This window comes from Cellulomonas wangleii (assembly GCF_018388445.1).
GTDB classification, from domain to species: Bacteria; Actinomycetota; Actinomycetes; order Actinomycetales; family Cellulomonadaceae; genus Cellulomonas; species Cellulomonas wangleii.
The window spans coordinates 3,149,360-3,167,419 of sequence record NZ_CP074405.1; the positions used below are offsets into that span (position 1 = coordinate 3,149,360).

At 74.5% G+C, this 18,060-nt stretch carries 18 protein-coding genes; 10 read left to right on the forward strand and 8 right to left on the reverse strand.

What is annotated here, in order from left to right; all coding sequences use genetic code 11:
* Positions 1–50 precede the first annotated feature (50 nt).
* The 3 genes from KG103_RS14480 to KG103_RS14490 all read left to right on the forward strand — a co-directional run bounded on the left by KG103_RS14480 (position 51) and on the right by KG103_RS14490 (position 4,406).
* The gene (locus KG103_RS14480; protein ID WP_207339229.1) at positions 51–1,610 is read left to right on the forward strand and encodes a non-reducing end alpha-L-arabinofuranosidase family hydrolase; all 1,560 of its coding nucleotides are present in this window, start codon (positions 51–53) and stop codon (positions 1,608–1,610) included.
* 263 nt (positions 1,611–1,873) lie between these two features.
* Positions 1,874–2,077, forward strand: coding sequence for a DUF7455 domain-containing protein (locus KG103_RS14485; protein ID WP_207339230.1), 204 nt, complete (start codon positions 1,874–1,876; stop codon positions 2,075–2,077).
* A 409-nt stretch (positions 2,078–2,486) separates the two neighbouring features.
* Positions 2,487–4,406, forward strand: a complete 1,920-nt coding sequence (locus KG103_RS14490; protein ID WP_207339231.1) for an ATP-dependent helicase — start codon at positions 2,487–2,489, stop codon at positions 4,404–4,406.
* Positions 4,407–4,420: 14 nt separating this feature from the next.
* Here the strand turns inward: KG103_RS14490 and KG103_RS14495 are convergent, their stop codons facing one another.
* Genes KG103_RS14495 through KG103_RS14505 form a run of 3 tightly spaced genes read right to left on the reverse strand, consistent with a single transcriptional unit; the run spans position 4,421 to position 6,512 of the window.
* Positions 4,421–5,386 carry an RDD family protein gene (locus KG103_RS14495; RefSeq protein WP_207339232.1) on the reverse strand — a complete coding sequence of 322 codons (966 nt, stop codon included), beginning with the start codon at positions 5,384–5,386 and terminating at the stop codon, positions 4,421–4,423.
* A complete protein-coding gene (locus KG103_RS14500) occupies positions 5,383–5,934 on the reverse strand; it encodes a hypothetical protein (protein WP_207339233.1) in 552 nt (183 codons plus the stop codon). Before KG103_RS14500 ends, KG103_RS14495 begins: the two co-directional genes overlap by 4 nt.
* On the reverse strand, positions 5,931–6,512 hold the full coding sequence (locus tag KG103_RS14505; protein WP_207339234.1) for a hypothetical protein: 582 nt from the start codon (positions 6,510–6,512) through the stop codon (positions 5,931–5,933). The genes KG103_RS14500 and KG103_RS14505 overlap by 4 nt, the downstream gene beginning before the upstream one ends.
* Before the next feature lie 211 nt (positions 6,513–6,723).
* On the opposite strand from KG103_RS14505, the gene trhA reads away from it, so the two are divergent.
* From trhA to KG103_RS14530, 5 genes are all read left to right on the forward strand, one after another.
* Positions 6,724–7,443 carry a PAQR family membrane homeostasis protein TrhA gene (gene trhA, locus KG103_RS14510; RefSeq protein ID WP_207339235.1) on the forward strand — a complete coding sequence of 240 codons (720 nt, stop codon included), beginning with the start codon at positions 6,724–6,726 and terminating at the stop codon, positions 7,441–7,443.
* 62 nt (positions 7,444–7,505) lie between these two features.
* Positions 7,506–7,982, forward strand: a complete 477-nt coding sequence (locus tag KG103_RS14515) for a heme-binding protein (RefSeq protein ID WP_207339236.1) — start codon at positions 7,506–7,508, stop codon at positions 7,980–7,982.
* A gap of 136 nt (positions 7,983–8,118) precedes the next feature.
* Complete coding sequence (locus KG103_RS14520) at positions 8,119–10,026, forward strand: oxidoreductase (protein WP_249670610.1); 1,908 nt, start codon at positions 8,119–8,121, stop codon at positions 10,024–10,026.
* A gap of 112 nt (positions 10,027–10,138) precedes the next feature.
* A complete protein-coding gene (locus KG103_RS14525; protein ID WP_207339237.1) occupies positions 10,139–10,900 on the forward strand; it encodes an ABC transporter ATP-binding protein in 762 nt (253 codons plus the stop codon).
* The gene (locus KG103_RS14530; RefSeq protein ID WP_207339238.1) at positions 10,891–12,783 is read left to right on the forward strand and encodes a hypothetical protein; all 1,893 of its coding nucleotides are present in this window, start codon (positions 10,891–10,893) and stop codon (positions 12,781–12,783) included. Before KG103_RS14525 ends, KG103_RS14530 begins: the two co-directional genes overlap by 10 nt.
* Here KG103_RS14530 and KG103_RS14535 read toward each other — a convergent pair.
* Entirely contained in the window at positions 12,780–12,971 is a 192-nt protein-coding gene (locus KG103_RS14535; protein WP_207339239.1) for a hypothetical protein, read from the reverse strand. The two genes, KG103_RS14530 and KG103_RS14535, sit on opposite strands and share 4 nt — an antisense overlap.
* 226 nt (positions 12,972–13,197) lie before the next feature.
* On the opposite strand from KG103_RS14535, the gene KG103_RS14540 reads away from it, so the two are divergent.
* Both KG103_RS14540 and KG103_RS14545 read left to right on the forward strand, forming a co-directional pair.
* Entirely contained in the window at positions 13,198–13,383 is a 186-nt protein-coding gene (locus tag KG103_RS14540) for a hypothetical protein (RefSeq protein ID WP_207339240.1), read from the forward strand.
* A 51-nt stretch (positions 13,384–13,434) separates the two neighbouring features.
* Positions 13,435–13,851 (forward strand): NUDIX hydrolase, encoded by a 417-nt coding sequence (locus tag KG103_RS14545; RefSeq protein ID WP_207339241.1) that lies wholly within the window; start codon positions 13,435–13,437, stop codon positions 13,849–13,851.
* 54 nt (positions 13,852–13,905) lie between these two features.
* Here the strand turns inward: KG103_RS14545 and KG103_RS14550 are convergent, their stop codons facing one another.
* The 4 genes from KG103_RS14550 to KG103_RS14565 are packed head-to-tail and all read right to left on the reverse strand — an operon-like array spanning position 13,906 to position 18,016.
* A complete protein-coding gene (locus KG103_RS14550; protein ID WP_249670611.1) occupies positions 13,906–15,039 on the reverse strand; it encodes an acetamidase/formamidase family protein in 1,134 nt (377 codons plus the stop codon).
* Positions 15,036–15,455, reverse strand: coding sequence for a RidA family protein (locus KG103_RS14555; RefSeq protein ID WP_207339242.1), 420 nt, complete (start codon positions 15,453–15,455; stop codon positions 15,036–15,038). The genes KG103_RS14550 and KG103_RS14555 overlap by 4 nt, the downstream gene beginning before the upstream one ends.
* Before the next feature lies 1 nt (position 15,456).
* The gene (locus KG103_RS19140) at positions 15,457–17,043 is read right to left on the reverse strand and encodes an amino acid ABC transporter permease/ATP-binding protein (RefSeq protein WP_207339243.1); all 1,587 of its coding nucleotides are present in this window, start codon (positions 17,041–17,043) and stop codon (positions 15,457–15,459) included.
* A 46-nt stretch (positions 17,044–17,089) separates the two neighbouring features.
* The gene (locus tag KG103_RS14565; RefSeq protein ID WP_207339244.1) at positions 17,090–18,016 is read right to left on the reverse strand and encodes an ABC transporter substrate-binding protein; all 927 of its coding nucleotides are present in this window, start codon (positions 18,014–18,016) and stop codon (positions 17,090–17,092) included.
* Positions 18,017–18,060: the final 44 nt, after the last annotated feature.

The following is an 18,060-nucleotide window of genomic DNA, read 5'->3' on the forward strand; positions in this document are numbered from 1 at the left end:
TGACGTCACAACAGTCCCCCGCTCGATCCCGTGACTCGAAGGAGAGCAGCATGAGACCAGCACGTGCACCCGGGGCCGTGGCCCCCGTGCAAGGAGCGCGACGCCGGCTGGCGTCCGTGCTCGCAGCGGCGGCCTTGGCGGTCACCGCCGGTGGGCTCGCGGTCGTCACCGCCCCCGCGGCGTCCGCGGCGACGGTCGACACGAACGCGTCGTACGTGCTGATCAACCGCGGCAGCGGCAAGGCGCTCGACGTCTACAACCTGTCGACGGCCGACGGCGCCCGCATCACCCAGTGGACCCGCAACGACGGCTCGCAGCAGCAGTGGCAGTTCGTCGACGCCGGCAACGGCACCTACCGGATCAAGTCCCGCCTGTCCGGCAAGGTCCTCGACGTCCACAACTGGTCCACCGCCAACGGCGGCGCGATCGTGCAGTACACCGACCGCAACCAGGCCAACCAGCAGTTCCGGCTGCAGGACGTGGCCGGCGGCTACGTGACGCTCATCAGCCAGCACTCCGGGCTGGCCGTCGAGGTCCAGGGCGCCTCGACCGCCGACGGCGCGAACATCGTGCAGTACTCCAGCTGGGGCGGCACCAACCAGCAGTGGCAGCTCGTGCAGCTCGGGGGCGGCGGCAACCCGGCACCGAACCCGACGACGCCCGCGCCCACCGCCAACCCGACGACCCCGCCGCCGAGCGGTGGCACCTGCAACCTGCCGTCGTCGTACCGCTGGCGTGACTCCGGCGTCCTCGCGCAGCCGCGCTCCGGCTGGGTGTCGCTGAAGGACTTCACGGTCGCGCCGGTCAACGGCCAGCAGCTCGTGTACGCCACGACGAACACCGGCACCGCGTGGCAGTCGACCGCGTTCGCCCCGTTCTCGAGCTGGTCGCAGATGGCCTCGGCGCAGCAGCGGACGATGCCGTTCACGGCCGTCGCGCCGTCGCTGTTCTACTTCGCGCCCAAGAACGTCTGGGTGCTGGCCTACCAGTGGGGCGGCCCGGCGTTCTCCTACCGGACGTCGACCAACCCGACCGACCCGAACAGCTGGGGCGCGCACCAGACGCTCTTCACCGGGTCGATCTCCGACTCGGGGACCGGTCCGATCGACCAGGCGCTCATCGGTGACGACAGGAACATGTACCTGTTCTTCGCCGGCGACAACGGCCGCATCTACCGGGCCAGCATGCCGATCGGGAACTTCCCGGGATCGTTCGGGTCCAACTACACGACGATCATGACCGACACCCAGGCCAACCTGTTCGAGGCCGTGCAGGTCTACAAGCTCGCCGGCCAGCAGCGGTACCTCATGATCGTCGAGGCCATGGGGTCGCAGGGCCGGTACTTCCGGTCCTTCACGGCCACCAGCCTGGACGGGCAGTGGACCCCGCAGGCCGCCACCGAGTCGAACCCGTTCGCGGGCAAGGCCAACAGCGGCGCGACGTGGACGAACGACATCAGCCACGGGGAGCTGCTGCGCACCAGCGCGGACCAGACCATGACGGTCGACCCGTGCAACCTGCAGCTGCTCTACCAGGGCCGCAGCCCCAGCTCCGGTGGCGACTACGGCGCCCTGCCGTACCGCCCGGGCCTGCTGACCCTGCAGCGGTGACCAGCCCGGCCTGATCCACCCCGACGCGCCCCTGCGGCCCGCTCCTCGGAAGCGGACCGCAGGGGCGCTCCGTCGTCCAGCTCGGCGAGCTCGTGCCCGAGCTCACGGGCCGTGGGGCGTCGTGCTGGGTGCGGCGGCGGTTCCCCGTTGAGCGAACACGCTGGGGGATGGCCCCGCGATGGGCGATGGTTCAGGTGAGCAGAACCTGCGGCCTCCGTCATCCGGACGTGCGCCGCAGGCCCCGCGAGACGAGGAGACCGGCCATGACCGTCACCACTGCCGACGCCCCCACCGCCCAGCTCACCCGCCAGGACCGCTGCGACCGCTGCGGTGCCCAGGCCTACGTCCGTGCCACCCTCCCCGGCGGGTCGGACCTGCTCTTCTGCGGTCACCACTTCCGCGCGCACGAGGCCGCGCTGGCCGGCGCCGGCGCGGACGTCCTGGACGAGCGCCACCTCATCGACTGAGCGCACGGCCCGTGACGACGGGACGCCCTCGGACACCGTCCGGGGCGTCCCGTCGTTCATGTCCCCCGTCGGCGTGGTGCCCGACGACGACGCACCATTCGACGACGCACCACTCGACGACGACCCACCGTTCGACGACGACGCAGGCGCGCCCCCGACGCGGAGGCCGGACGCCACCGCACCGGGGCGGTCCCGCCGTCGCAGGGTCATGACCGCGGGAGCGGTCCTCGTGCGCGGTGCGCTTCTCGTCGTCGAACGTGATCTGCAGGGGGACGGTCACGCGGTCGTCGTGCCGACGCCGGTGGACCGGCCACGAGGGCATTCCGACGGACGGCTCCGCGACCGCGTGACGCGGCCCACCGCGCCCGCGCGTGCGCGGGCCACCGCACGGCACGTACGGTCGTGCCTCGTGCGTGACGGACGGGACGGGGGCGGCGCGGACCGCGTGCTCGCCGGCCTCGACGAGCGGCAGACCGCCGCCGTCGTCGCACCGCCCGGCCCCGTGCGGATCATGGCGGGCGCCGGGACGGGCAAGACACGCACGATCACGCACCGCATCGCGTACCAGCACCTCACCGGGGACGTCCCCGCGCACGTCGTGCTGGCGGTGACGCACTCGAGCAAGGCCGCGGGCGAGATGCGCGACCGCCTGGCGCGGCTCGGCGTGGGCGGTGTGCAGGCGCGCACGTTCCACGCCGCGGCGCTGCGGCAGCTGCGGTACTTCTGGCGCGCGACGGGCCTGCCGGGCGACGGCCCGGTGCTCATCGACGCGGACGGGCCGGGCGCGCAGTACCGCTACCTGCGTGGTGCGCTCGGTGCGGTGCTGCGGACGCCCGCGCGGGACGTCGACGCGTCGATGGTCACCGACCTCTCGACCGAGCTGACGTGGGCCGCCGCACGCGACCTGACCCCCGAGGAGTACGAGGTGCAGGCCGAGGCCGCGGGGCGCAGGCCCGGCATGCGGCTGTCGACGGTCGCGGGCGCCATGCGCCGCTACGCCACCGCCAAGCGCGCGGCCGGCGTGCTGGACTTCGCGGACCTGCTGGCCACGTGCGCGCGGCTGCTCGAGGACGACGACGAGGTCGTCGCCACCGTGCGACGGCAGTACGCCGCGTTCGTCGTGGACGAGTACCAGGACACCGACCCGGCGCAGCAGCGGCTGCTCGACGCGTGGCTCGGCACGCGCGACACGCTCGCCGTGGTGGGCGACGCCCGGCAGGCGGTCTACGCGTTCAAGGGCGCCGACACCTCGCTGCTGCGCGACTTCACCGTGCGGTTCCCGCACGCGGTGACCGTCGACCTCGTGCAGGACTACCGCTCGACCACGCAGGTGGTCGACGTCGCGAACCGGCTCATGGCCGGGCGACCGGAGGCAGCGGGCCCGGTGCTCGTCGGCGTGCTCGGCGACGGGCCGACGGCGCAGGTGGTGCGGGCGGACGACGAGGACGACGAGGACGCACGGATCGTCGCGACGGTGCGCGGGTGGCTGGACGCGGGCGTGCCGGCCGAGGAGATCGCGGTGCTGCACCGGTTCAACGCGCAGGCCGTCGCGCTGACCGCGGCACTGCGCGACGCAGGGATCGCGGTCGTCGCCGCGGACGGGCAGGCGTACTTCGACCGCCGCGAGGTCGCGCACGTGCTCGCGCTGCTGCGCGAGCACGTCGCGCGCGCGCCGGACGCGGACGCGGCCGAGGTGCTGGACCAGGTGCTCGCGCGCGTCGGCCACGACCCCGACGCCCCGCCCGACGGCACGGGCGCCGCCCGCGAGCGCTGGGACGCCCTCGAGGCGCTGCGGTCGCTGGTCGCGTCCCTGCCACCGGCCGGCACCGTGCGGGCCCTGTCCGCCGACCTCGACCGCCGCGCCGCCGAGGACCACGCGCCACCCGGCCGCGGCGCCGTCACCGTCAGCACCATCCACAAGGCCAAGGGGCTGGAGTGGGAGGCGTGCGTGGTCGCGCGCGCCACCGAGGGCTCGCTGCCGTCGGTGTACGCGACGACCTCCGCGGAGATCGCCGAGGAGAGGCGCCTCGCGTACGTCGCGGTGACACGTGCCCGGCGGCACGTCGTCGCCACGTGGGCGGCAGCGCGGCGCGGCGGGCGGGCGAACACGCCGTCGCCGTACCTCGGCGCGTTCACGGCGCCGCGGGCGGGACGCGGCCCGGACGTGCCGACGCCGCGCCCGACGTCCGCGCTGAGCGTCGGGCAGCGGGTCACGCACGACACGCACGGGCTGGGACGCGTGGTCGACGTGCGCGACGGCAGGGTGACGATCGACTTCGGGTCCGGCGGACGGCGGACGGTGGCGTCGGGGCGCATCGTCACGCTGTGACGGGCGCCCGGCGCTCAGCCGCCGGTGAGCAGCGTCGCCGTGCAGGTCGTGAGCGTGCGCCCGTCGAACAGCACCTCGACGTCGACGGGTGCAGCGCCCTCGAGCGGGAACGTCGTCATCGGGCCGTCGCCGGACCACGCCGCGTTCTCGACCGTGGCGCCGTCGGACGTCGTCGTGCGCACGAGCAGGGAACCGGGCTCGTGGGGGCCCGTCGGGCGCCACGCGACCTCGAGGGCGAGCCTCGTGGTCTCGGCGCGGCGCGCGTCGCCCTGCCACGGCCACAGGCGCTGCGCCTGCCGCCACTCGATCTCGCGGACGAGCGTCACGCGATCGACCCGGAGCGGGGCGTCGGCGTCCTGCGTCTCGAGCCGGCAGGACGCGGACGAGTCGCGCGTCACGCCGCCCGCGTCACCGAGCCGGACCCCGAGGACGAGTCCGACGACGATGACGACCCACGCGGCGGCGGTGACGGCACGGCCGCGGCCGTCGGACCTCGGGGGCCGCAGGACGACCGCGGTGCCGACGAGGCTGTCGGCGAAGGTGCGCCCCTCGGGGTGCCACAGCGGGCGCAGGTAGCCGATGAGCAGGATCGCGTCGAGCAGGTGGGCCCAGCACCGCACCACCGACCGCAGGACGCCCGGCTGGCCGCCGACCGGGCCGTCGGCGGGCGCGCGCACGACCTGGAGCCGGACGACGCGGCGCCCGGGCGTCTGGCCCGTCAGGCCCTGCAGCACGAGCATCAGCACCACGGCCGTCACGACCACGGCCGACGAGGTCCACGGCAGGAGGTCGGCGTCCGTGCCGGTGTCGAAGGTCGGCTGCAACGACGGGGCCGCGATCCGGTCACCGCCCACGAGCCACGCGACCGCCCCGAGGACCGCGCCGTCGAGGAGCGCGGCGATCACGCGCCGGCCCCAGCTCGCGACCTCCGGGACGCGGGGCGTGACGCGGGTCGACGGGTCGACGTCGGTGACGGTCACCGGCGCATCGTGGCAGGTGACGGCTGCGGGCACCAGGGCCGGACGGCGAGCGGGACGTCCTGCTCGCCGACGAGGTCGCGGGGCGACGGGCCGGGGACGGCCCGCCGCACGACGAGCACCACCACGGCGCAGGCCAGCACGGTCCACACGTCGGTCGCGTCGGGCTGGACCACGACCCGGACGGGCGCAGCCACCCCGCCGACGAGCGCGTCGACGGGGAACCGCAGCGCCCCGACCACGTCGACGTACACGTCCCGCGCCGCTGCCGAGAGCTTGACCGCGGCGAACACCAGTGCCGTGAGCGCGGCCGCGACCTGGGCCGCCGCGACGGTCGGCGCGCGCCGCGTCACGACGTCACGCGCTGCCAGCAGCAGGAACGGGAAGAACGCGAGGCCGGCGACGTCCGAGAGCTTGCCCGTCACCCAGCCGGGAGCGGCCGCCTTCAGCACGTGGTCGTTGAGCAGCAGCACCGCGAGCGCCACGAGCGGCACGGGGTGCAGCACGAGCTCCCCCGGAACGCGGCGCCCGGCGGTGGTCGGACGACTCACGGGGTGGCCGCGGGCGCGTCGGGCGCGTCGAGCGAGAGCCGGTCGAGCGTCGCGCTGCTCAGGTCACCGAGGTGCAACGACACGGGCGACGTCAGGTCGACGGGCAGCAGGAAGGTCACGCCCGCGTACCCCTCGACGGGCCGGGCACCCTCCGAGCGGGGCGGCACCCAGCCGCGCGCGGTCACCTCGGCCGGGAGCCACGTGCGGCCACGCCCGTCGCTCACCGTGAGGGTGCGCAGCACGTCGTCGGGGACGGGCTCGGTGCCCACCCCGCCGATCCGGAGGTCGACGTGCACGGGGACGTCGACGTCGTCGGCCGTGAGGCAGCCCGGTGCGCGCACCCCGACGTCGACCACGTCGTACCCGCCGCCCACGAACGCCGCGGGCGTCGCCGTGCGGTCCGTCCACGAGTCGTGCTCCTGGGGGCCGTAGAACTCCCCGACCTCACCGGCGGACGGCGGGTCCGGGCAGTCCTGCACCGGTGGCGAGGTCGCGACGGCCGCACCTGCCCCCACCAGCAGGACGACGGCGACGGCCGCAGCGCGCAGCCGCGGTGGCCGCGGTGAGGTCGTCGCCATGTCGGCACCGTAGGGCCCCGCCCGCCGCGGCGTGGGCGTCGATGCCGATCCGTCACCCGCTTGACACGTCCGGCGTGCGTCGTCGCGCTGTGACGTCGCACTGTGACGAACCGCCCACCCCGGCGCGAGACCTGTGCACCCGCTGCGCCCGTGCCGCGCGGGTAGGCTCCCGGACGGGCCGGACCGATGGCTCACCAGGAGGAACGCAACGGTGGAGACCACGTCCGCACGCACCACGCCGACGCCGGGGACGACCCCACCACCGCGGCTCAGCCGCGACGGCAGCGTGCACGTCACCGACGAGCGGGTCAACACCGTCACGCACCTCGCGGCGAGCTGCTTCGCGCTGGTCGGGGGCGCCGTGCTCGTCGCCCAGGCGGTCACCGGGGGCGACCTGTGGAAGATCGTCGGGCTCAGCGTCTACGCCGCGTCCGTGCTGCTGCTGTTCGTCGCCAGCACGTTGCACCACGGCATCGACCGGGGGCCGCGCGTCAACGGCGTGCTGCGGACGCTCGACTACGCGTCGGTGTTCGTGCTGATCGCCGGGTCGGTGACGCCGCTGGTGCTGGTGCTGTTCCGCAACGCCTACGGCTGGGCCGTGCTGGGAGCGGTCTGGGCGGTCGCCGCGGTCGGCATCGCGCTGCGGTCGGCGCTGCGCGAGCTGCCCAAGTACGTGACGAACACGCTGTACATCGCGATGGGCTGGATGCCGGTGGTGCTCGTCGGCGCCGGTGTCGACCTGCCCGTGGGGGCGTACGTGCTGATGGCCGCCGGTGGGCTGGTCTACAGCGTGGGGTTCGTCGTGTTCGTGGTCGAGCGACCCAACCCCTTGCCCGGCGTGCTCGGCTTCCACGAGATCTGGCACGTGCTGGTGGTGCTCGCCTCCGTGCTGCACTACCTGCTGATGTACCGGTACGTGCTCCCCGCCTAGCGCCTCCGCCGGCATCGGCGCGGTTCAGGTCGTCGCCCCACCTCATGCCGCAGGATGGGCCCGTGACCGAGCTCCCCACCTTCACCGTCGCCGACCTCGAGGCCGAGCCGGTGCTCGACCTGCCGGCGTTCACGCAGGACGACGCCGTGGACCTCGGTCTGCTGGCCGTCGCCGTGGTCCGCGAGCGCGGCGCGAACCTCGCGGTGCGCGTCGAGCTGCACGGCGAGACGGTCTTCCTGGCCATGACCGGCTCGACGGGCGCGGGCAACCTGCCCTGGCTCGAGGGCAAGGCGCGGGTCGTGCACCGCCTCGGTGAGGCGTCGCTGCTGGTCCGTCGGCGCCACGAGGCCGCGGGCACGCCCTTCGACCAGCGCACCGACGTCGACCACGTCCGCTTCAAGGCGCACGGCGGGTCGGTGCCCCTGCGCGTCGCCGGCGAGGTCGTGGGCACCCTGACGACGTCGGGCGAGCCGGACGTCGTCGACCACGCGGTGGCGGCGGAGACGGTCCGGCGGTTCCTGGCGGCGCGCACCGCCTGACGCACCCACCGTCTGACGCACCCACCGCCTGACGCGCCCGCCGCCTGACGCACCCGCCCCGGGACGCCCGCGGCCGGGTGCGCCCCCAGGGCGTCGGACGTAGCGTCGAAGGGTTCGTCGACGTCAGGGGGGCGCCGTGTTCGACAACCTGCTCAGCCCCGGCCGCATCGGCCGGCTCGAGACCCGCAACCGGATCGTCATGCCACCGATGCACATCGGCTTCGGCCGCCGCGTCGAGGAGCAGGAGGTCGCGTACTTCGCGGCCCGCGCCGCGGGTGGCGTCGGCCTGATCATCACCGGGACCATGACGACGACGTCACGGTTCGAGGACAACGAGGGCTGGCCCAAGGTCGAGGACGACTCGGTCGTCCCCGACCTGGCGCGGCTCGCGGACGCCGTCCACGCCGAGGGCGGTCTGCTGGCCGGGCAGCTCACGCCGGGGTCCGGCCGCGTGGGCCCGGCCGAGCCGGGCGGCGACGTCCCGGTGTCGGCGTCGGCGACGCCGTGGCTGTCCGACCCCACGCGCCTCTGCCGTGAGCTGACCACCGCCGAGGTCGAGCAGCTCGTGGCGGACTACGGCCCGGCCGTCGCGCGGCTGGCCGCCGCCGGGTTCGACGCGGTCGACATCCACTCCCACACCGGGTACCTGATCGACCAGTTCATGAGCAGCCAGTGGAACCAGCGGACGGACCGCTACGGCGGCTCGCTGGAGAACCGGCTGCGCTTCCCGCTCGAGCTCATCGCCGCCGCCCGCGCCGCCGCGCCGGACCTGGCCATCACCTTCCGCCTCACGGTCGACCACCACATGCCCGGCGGCCGCAGCCTGGACGAGGCGCTGCAGATGGCGCCGGTCATCGCCGGTGCGGGCATCGACCTGCTCATGGTCGACGACGGCGCGTTCGAGACCGTCGACTGGATCTTCCCGCCGTACTACATGGGCGACGCCCCGCTGCTGCCGGGCGCCGCGGCCGTCCGCCGCGTGGTGGACGTGCCCGTCATGGCGACGGGCAACATGACCCCGGAGATCGGGGACCGCGCGGTGGGAGCCGGCGAGGTGGACTTCATCGGCATGGGCCGTGCGCTCATCGCCGACCCCGACCTGCCGCGCAAGCTGGCGGCCGCCCGGCCCGACGCGGTCCGGCCCTGCATCCGCTGCAACCAGCTCTGTGTCGGCAACATCCTCGTCGGGCAGCCGATCGGCTGCGCCGTCAACCCCGAGGTCGGCGTCGAGGCGCACCTGCCCGGCCCCGCGCCGCAGCAGAAGCACGTCGTCGTCGTCGGCGCCGGGCCGGCCGGGCTGGAGGTGGCCCGGGTCGCCGCGTCCCGCGGGCACCGTGTCGACGTCTACGACGAGAACGACCACGCGGGCGGGGTGCTCTGGCCCGCCGCGACGCCGGACTTCAAGCGCGAGCTGCGGCGCATGGTCGACTGGTGGCAGGGGCAGCTCGCCGACCTGCCCGTCACCCTGCACCTGGGCCACCGCATCACGGCGGACTCCCCCGAGCTGCGCGACGCCGACCAGGTCGTCGTCGCCACGGGGTCGGTCCAGCTGGTGCCCGCGAGCATCCCCGGCACGGACCGGGACGACGTCGTCGACGTCCTGCGCTTCCACCAGGGCGCGCCCGTCGGGCACCGCGTCGTCATGGTGGGCGGCGGGCTCTCCGGCTCCGACGCGGCCCTCGAGCTCGCGCGCGAGGGGCACGACGTGACCGTCGTGGAGATGCTCGACGAGATCGCCCGGGACATGCTGCTGGTCAACCGGATCACGCTGCTGCGGGACCTGGACGAGGCCGGGGTGCGGCTGGTGACCAGCACCCGGGTCAAGGAGATCACCGACGACGGCGTCCTGGTCGAGGGGCCCGACGGCCCGGCGACCCTGCCGGCGGACACGATCGTGCTCGCGCTCGGCAGCCGGCCGCGCACCGACCTGCTCACGGAGCTGACCGCCGCGGGCCTGCCCGTCGAGGCCGTCGGGGACTGCGTGCAGCCGGCCAAGGTGGGGGAAGCGGTCAACAACGGGTACGCGCTGGCGGCGCGCCTCTGAGGCGCTACGCGGGAAGGGCTCGCGCACGCATCGCGCTAAAGCGCTTCACCCGGGCGGTCGCTTCTGGCACGTTGTCACCACATCCCCGACCCGGCAGGACGTGATGCGTGCGATGACGAACGCCACCGGTGTGCCCGCGCTGGAGATCGACGGGCTGCGCAAGGTGTTCGGTGACCACGTCGCCGTCGACCACGTCGCGCTGACCGTCCCCGCGGGCTCGTGCTTCGGCATGGTCGGCGTCAACGGCGCCGGCAAGACGACGCTGCTCTCGATGGCGACCGGCCTCCTGCGTCCCGACGCGGGCACGGCACGCGTCTTCGGTGTCGACGTGTGGACGGACGCACCGCGCGCCACGGCCCTGCTCGGCGTCCTGCCCGACGGTCTGGGGATGCCGGAACGGCTCACCGGCGAGGAGGTCCTCACCTACCTGGGGCTGCTCCGCGGGCTCACCGAGCCCGTGGTCCGCGAGCGCCGGGGCGAGCTGCTCGACGCGCTCGAGCTGCCGCACGGGCGCGAGCGCCTCGTCGTGGAGTACTCGACGGGCATGCGCAAGAAGCTCGGCCTCGCCGTCGCGCTGCTGCACGGCCCGCGGCTGCTCGTGCTCGACGAGCCACTCGAGGCGGTCGACCCCGTCTCCGCGCGCACGATCCGGCGCATCCTCGCCGACTTCGTCGCGGGCGGCGGGTCCGTCGTCATCTCCAGCCACGTCATGGCGCTGGTCGAGCAGATCTGCGACCACGTGGCCGTCGTCGACGAGGGCCGGATGCTCGTCGCCGGACCGCTCGACGAGGTCCGCGCCGGCGCGTCCCTCGAGGAGCGGTTCACCTCGCTGGTCGGGCTCACGACCGAGCCGGTCGGCCTGTCATGGCTCTGACGGGCGCACCGACCGCGCCGCTGCACGAGCAGCGGGCGGGCGGGGCCGGGCGCGTCGGCGCCCCCGCCGTCATGGTGCGCATGCGCGTCGCGCTGCTGCGGCACGCGCTGCGGGACACCGACCGGGCGTTCTGGATCTGGTTCGCGGGCGGGTGCGGGCTCCTGCTCGCACTCGGCACGGTCGTGGCGTGCGGGCTCGACCCCGACCTCGGTGCCGCGCTGCTCGCCGCGTGGATGCTCGGGTGGGTCGTCGGGCCGCTGGTCTCCGGCGGGGACGAGGCGCTGCGGGCGGAGATGTTCGTCGCCACCGGGCTCTCGCGGTGGCGACTGGGATGGGCGCTGCTGACGTCCTCGGTGGTCGGTGTGGCGCCGGTCGTCTCCGCGGTGGCCGTCCTCGGAGTGGTGGCGGTCGGCGTGCGCGGCGGCGTCCTCGCGACGCTGCTCGCCGTGGTGGCGGCCGCCGCGCAGCTCGCCGTGCTGCTGACGGTCTCGCGCGTCGCGGTGGGCGTCGTCGGTGTGCTCGTGCGGTACCGGGCGGGTGCCGTCCTCGCGGGCGCGGTCACGGGGCTCGCGCTCGCGCTGCCCTCCCAGGGTTGGGCGCTCGTCGCCGCGCTGGCCGCGCGGGACGCGACGCAGACCCTGGCCGTGGCGACGCGCGCGGCCCCGTCGGGCTGGGGGCTCGCCGCCGCCGAGGCGGCCGGCCGCGGTGCCTGGGGGCTCGCGGTGGGCGCCGTCGTTGCGCTGCTCGCCCTGGCAGCGGGCACCTTCGCCCTGTGGTGCGTGCTCCTGCAGGGTCGGACCACCCGCCGCGGCGCGTCGATCCGGCCTCGGCGCCTGCTGTCCGCGCGCGGTCCCGCGGGGGCGACCGTCCGGGCGCACCTGCGCTCGTCCGCGCGCGACCTCGTGCAGATCAACCGGTTCGCGTTCGCGCTCGCGTACGGCCTGTTCTTCTGCGCGCTGCCCCTCCTCGTCGGCTGGACGGGGATGCTGCCGTGGGCAGGTGCCGTCTTCGTCGTCATGGCCGCCATGGTGTGGAGCAACCAGTACGGGCGCGACGGGACGGCCCTGTGGCTGCAGCTCGTGACGCCGGGCGCGCGGCGCATCGACCTGCTGGCACGCCAGGGGACGTTCCTGCTCGCCACGGGCCCGCTCGCGCTCGTCCTCACCGCGGGCCTCGTCGCGGCGGCCGGCACCCCGGCGAGCACCTGGCCCTACCTGGCCGCCGCGCTGGCAGCCGCGCTGGGTGCGGGCGCGGGCGTGACGGCCGCGATGTCCGTGCTCGCCGCCGTCCCGACCACCGATCCGCACCGGCGCGGTGGCGACGTGCTCGCCTCGGGTGGTGACGCCCGCGAGACCGGCACCACGTACCTCACGATGGCCCTGGTGGTCGGGCTGACCCTGCCGGCACTGGTCGTCGCGCGCCTCGCCGGCTGGTGGGGCGCGGTGGCCGGCGTGGCCACGGGCGCGCTGTGCTGCTACCTGCTGACGCGGGTCGCGCTGCGGCACCTCGACGAGCAGGGCGTCGAGCTGCTCACGCTGCTGCGGCACGGTCGCCGCCCGACCGCCGGCGCGCCCGGCGCCGTGCCGGGGCGGCGACCGGTCGAGCTGACCGGTCGAGAGCAGGCGGTCGTGCTCGGTGCCGGGATCCTGGGCACGCTCATGCTCTTCCCGCAGGGCATCGTCCCGGCGGTCATCCTGCGTGGCGGCGACCCGACGACCCGGTCGTGGTTCCTGGCCCTGCACGTGCCGGCGGCGTGGGCGTGGCCGGTCGTGGCGGTGATGATCACGCTCGGCGCCACGCTGTACTGCGTCAGCGTCTGGCGGTACCGGCGGGCCGCGACGGCCGCCCGCGGCACCGCCGTACCGGTACCGGCGGACGCCTAGCGGGACGATGGCGCGGACGGCTGCGTGGACGGGTCCGGCGGAGGCTCGGAGCCTCCCTCGTCCGGCTGGTACCAGTCGCTGAGGGCGGGGTCCTCGGTGTCGAGCCAGGCGCCGGCGCCTTCGTCGGGCTCGGTGGCCACGACACCCACGACGAAGTCGTCGCCGTGCTCCTCGATCCCGGCCCGCACCCCCTGGTCGAGGGCCTCACGCGCGTACCGGCGTCGCAGCGTCAGCGGGTCACGCGCCAGGTCCGCGCCGCCCGCGGAGCGCTGCCTGACGGGCTGTCGTCCTCGTCGCGGACCTCACCGAGGTGTGCGACGTCACGCCCCCTCGATGCGATCGTCCCGATACCCCCAGGGGTATCGTCGGATCGCCCGGAGCACCGGGGACCGGACGAACCAGGGAGACCACGAGATGTGCCGAGCAACGACGTGCCGCGTGTGCGGCAGGACCACCTGGGCGGGCTGCGGGCAGCACGTCGCCTCCGTCAAGCAGACCGTCCCCGCGTCGCAGTGGTGCAACGGCCAGCACACCGCCGCGGAGACCGCGGCCGCCGCCGCGAGCCGCGGAGGGTTCTTCTCGCGCCTGTTCGGGCGCTGAGGGACGGTCGGCCCGACGACCTTCCCGGCAGCGCGCCGTACGATCCGGGACGTGCCACTCACCCCCGTCATCCGCGTGAGCGCGGTCGTCCTGCGACGACCCTCGGGCGAGGTCCTCACCGTGCGCAAGCGCGGCACGCACCGCTTCATGCTCCCCGGCGGCAAGCCGGAGCCGGGCGAGAGCGCCGCCGCCACGGCCGTGCGGGAGGCGCACGAGGAGGTCGGCGTCGTGCTCGACGAGGCACGCCTGCGCGAGCTCGGCACGTTCCGCGCCGCCGCGGCCAACGAGGCGGGCCACGAGGTCGTCGGCACCGTCTTCGAGCACCCGCTCGACGGCGCGACCGCCCCCGCGGGCGAGATCGAGGAGCTGCGCTGGCTCGACCCCGCGGGCGACCTGCCCGACGACCTCGCCCCGCTGCTCGAGCACCACGTGCTGCCGGTGCTGGCGGGCACGACGCCGCCCGTCTGACACGGCGACCGCCGGCGGGCTCGCGAGCCCACCGGCGGTCCACCGCCCGTCCTGCTAGACCCAGGCCGTCCAGTCCACCTTCGGGATCAGGCAGTGCACGCCCTTCACCGCGTCCACGACCTGGCTGACCTCGAAGTCTCCGGCGGCCGAGAGGTACGCCAGGGCCACGGCCCGCGGCACCCCGAACCGGCCGTGCAGGAACGCGACCGCGTGGCGCACGGCCTGCCGCATCGCCTCGTCGAGGTCCGCGTCCATGCCGGTCGGCATCCAGTGCGTCGCCGTCTCCACGACCGGGTTGCGCAGCCCGCCGAGCGCGACGTCCGCCTGCGCCGCCGGCACCACGCTCAGCCGCAGGGTCGCGCGCAGCGACGCCTCGAGCGCGGTGAGCGCGACCTCGCCGTTGCCCTGCGCGAAGTGCGGGTCGCCCGCGTAGAACAGCGCCCCGTCGACCGACACCGGCAGGTACAGCGTGGCGCCCACGCCGGCGTGCTTGATGTCCATGTTGCCGCCGTGGTCACCCGGCGGCACCGACGGCACGGGCGCGCTGGTGTCCGGGGCGGTCCCCATCAGCCCGAGGAACGGAGCGAGGCCGAGCTGCACGGTGCGCCCGGGGCCGGCCTCCATGACCCCGACGTCCCGGCCGTCGCGGTGGTCGACCCACGCGAAGTGGCTCACGGAGCCGTCCGTGATCATGCGGTCCACGTGGCGGGTGGGCGTCGAGTCCGCGTCCTGCGGGTACTCCCCCGCCAGGGCGCCGAACCCGTGCCGGTTGCTGACGAACCCGTAGGGCACGCGGTACGCCAGGTCCAGGACGTCGACCCGCAGCACGTCGCCGGGGCGGGCGCCGGCCACCGCGATCGGGCCGGTCACCACGTGCGGGCCGTCCTGGGGTCCGTTGACCAGACCGCTCGCCGCGACCTCCACGGCGTCGTCCAGCACGTCCACGTCGCCGAACTGGCGGATGTAGCGCGCGGGGTCCCGACCCTGGTCGGCCAGCAGCCCCTCGTGGGAGAGGGTGTCGACCGTCACCGTCGCACCGTCCGCGACCTGCAGCACGGGCGCCGCGTCGGCGTTGGGGAGCCAGCCCCAGCGCACCTCGTCGGCGCGCGAGGGCAGGTAGTGCTCACCGAGGATCGCGCCCCGGCCCGGCTGCAGCGTGGGGACGCCGACCGCCGTCGCGGCGCTCACGCCGGACCGCCCGGCATGCCGACCACCAGGTCGACCTCGACGAGCGCACCGACCGCCAGGCCCGTGACGCCCACGCAGGTGCGGCTCGGCAGCGGGTCGTCGAACCAGGTGCGGTACTCGGCGTTGAACGCGTCGAAGTCGTCGAAGTCCGTCAGGTAGGCGCGGACCATGAGCGTGTCGTCCAGCTCGGCGCCCGCGGCGCGGACGACTGCCTGCAGGTTCGCCATCACCTGGCGGGTCTGCTCCACCAGGCCGCCGGCGACGAGCTGCCCCGTCGCGGGGTCGGTGGGCATCTGCCCGGTGACGAACAGCAGGTCGCCGAACCGCACGGCGTGGCTGAACGGGCCGACCTGGGGCGGCACCCCTGCGGATGCCGGGAAGACGTGGTGCGTGCGTGCTGTGCCTACCGTGCTCATCTCAGACCTCCGCCGAGTCCATCGCGCGGACGAAGCGACGCGTCGCCTCGACCTGCGGGTCACCGATCACCTGTTCTGCCGTGCCCTGCTCGACGACCACCCCGCCCGCCATGAAGACGACCCGGTCCGCCACCTCGCGGGCGAACCGCAGCTGGTGGGTGGCGATGATCATCGTCAGACCGCCCTGCCGCGCGAGGCTCTGGATGACGCCCAGCACCTCCGCGACGAGCTCGGGGTCCAGGGCGCTGGTCGGCTCGTCGAGCAGCAGCACCTTCGGGCTGGACGCCAGCGCCCGGGCGATGCCCACGCGCTGCTGCTGACCACCGGACATGTGCCGCGGCAGGGCGTCCGCGCGGTGTGCCATGCCGACCTGCGCCAGCAGCTCGTCGGCGCGGGCGTCGGCGTCCTCGCGGGACCAGCCGTGCACCCAGCGCAGCGGGGCCGCGACGTTCTCGCGCGCCGTCAGGTGGTGGAACAGGTTGAACTGCTGGAACACCATCCCGACGCCGGCGTCGACCCGCTGCTGGGCGACGCGCCGCTCGACGAGCTCGTCGCCGCGCTCCGAGTACCCGATGGCCGTGCCGCCCACCAGCACCGCGCCGCCGTCGAGACCCTCGAGGTGGTTGATGCAGCGCAGCAGGGTGCTCTTGCCCGACCCGCTGGGGCCCAGCAGGGCGACGACCTCGCCCTGCCGGATCTGCAGGTCGATGCCGCGCAGCACCTCGTTCTCGCCGTAGGACTTGCGCAGACCGAACGCCTCGATGAGCGCCTGGCCGAAGCTGCGCGGCGGCGGGTCCGCGTGGGTCAGCGGGACCACCGTGCCGAGGCCGGCGTCGGTACGGTCCGGCGCCCGGCGCGGGTCCGGCTCGACCGTGGCCGGGACGGCCACCGCCGGCCGGCCGAGGCGCGCGGCCCACGTCCGCAGCGAGGTCCGCGCCGGACGGTCCAGGTCGAGCGCCCGCTCCACCGCGAGCTGTACCAGGGTCAGCGCCCCGGTCAGCACCAGGTACATCACGGCGGTGGCGAAGTAGATCTCGAAGTAGTCGAACGTCGCCGACGCGAGCTGCTGCGTGCGCAGCGTGAGCTCCGGCACCGCGATGATCGACGCGAGCGCCGAGTTCTTCATCGTGGTGACGGCCTCGCTGCCCAGCGCCGGGACCATCGACCGCAGGGCCTGGGGTGCCACGACGCGGCGCATCAGCAACGTCGGCCGCATGCCCAGGGCACGTCCCGCGGCGACCTGACCGGGGTCGACGCCCTTGATGCCGGACCGGAAGATCTCCGCGAAGAACACGGCCTCGTTGAGCGCGAGGGCCACACCCCCGGCCACGAGCGGGGACAGGGTGATCCCCGCTCGCGGCAGCACGGAGAAGACGAAGACGAGCTGCAGGATCAGCGGCGTGCCCCGGTAGAGGGTCACGTACGCCCGGGCGACCCAGGTCAGCGCCCGGCACCGGGTGAGCTGCATCGCCGCCAGGAGCAGGCCCAGGACCATGCCGCCGACGAACCCCATGGCGGTGAGCCGCAGGGTGAAGCCGATGCCCTCGAGCAGGTAGGGAAGGGTCAGGTAGTGCAGGAACTCGGTCATGGTCAGGCCGCCCTCGCGTCGCTCGTCATCTCGGTCGGTGCGACGGTCAGCCGACGCTCAGCACGGCGGGCTCGGCCAGCGCGTTCTCGTCGAGGGACCACTTCCCGGCCAGCTCCGTCTGGAGCCCGGACTCCTGGATCTCGACGAGCGCGGCCTGGACGGCGTCGCGGAAGGCGTGCTCGCCCTGCAGGACGCCGATGCCGATCTCGTAGTCGAGCATCACGGTCTCGGCGGTGTCGAGGTCGTCGGGGTGCTGCGCGACGTAGCCCCGCACGGTGTTGACGTCGTTGATGTAGGCGTCGGCGCGGCCCGCGAGGATCGCCTGCACGCAGTCGGCGCTGGAGTCGAAGAGGCTGACGGTGGGCGCCTCGAGGCCGGCGGCCTCGCACTCGGGGACCATCGCCTCGACCAGCGGCACCTCGACGTAGCCCTTGTTGAGGGCGACGGTGGTGCCGCACAGCGAGGTGTCGATGCCGGTGATGCCCTGCGGGTTGCCCGTGGTCACCAGGACCCCGTCGAAGACCTTGGAGTAGCTGATGAAGTCGACGCCGCCGTGCGCGCGCTCCTCGGTGGCGTACAGGTTGGAGATGATCCAGTCGGCCTGGCCGCTGGCGACCGTGGGCACGAGCTCCGAGAACCCGACGGGCAGGTAGTCGACGTCGAAGCCGAGGCAGTCGCCGATCGCCTCACCGAGGTCGATGTCGAAGCCCATGAACTCGTCGGGGTTCTCGGGGTTGACGACCTCGTAGCCGGGGGTGTGCGGGTTCAGCGCGTTGGTCTGGGTGGTGCCCACCAGGTCGGGGTTCTGCTCGCGCAGCTCGACGCAGGCCGCCGACTCGGCGAGCTCGGGGTAGGTGACCTCGCCGGCGCCCTCGGCGGCCGAGCTGGACCCCGCGCAGGCCGTCAGGGCGAGCAGCGTGGCGACTGCTCCGGTGATGAGGACTGCCGTGCGGGAGTTCTTCGTGGTGCGCATCGCGGGTGCCTTCCGGTCGCCGGGCACCGGCGTCGAGGCCCCAC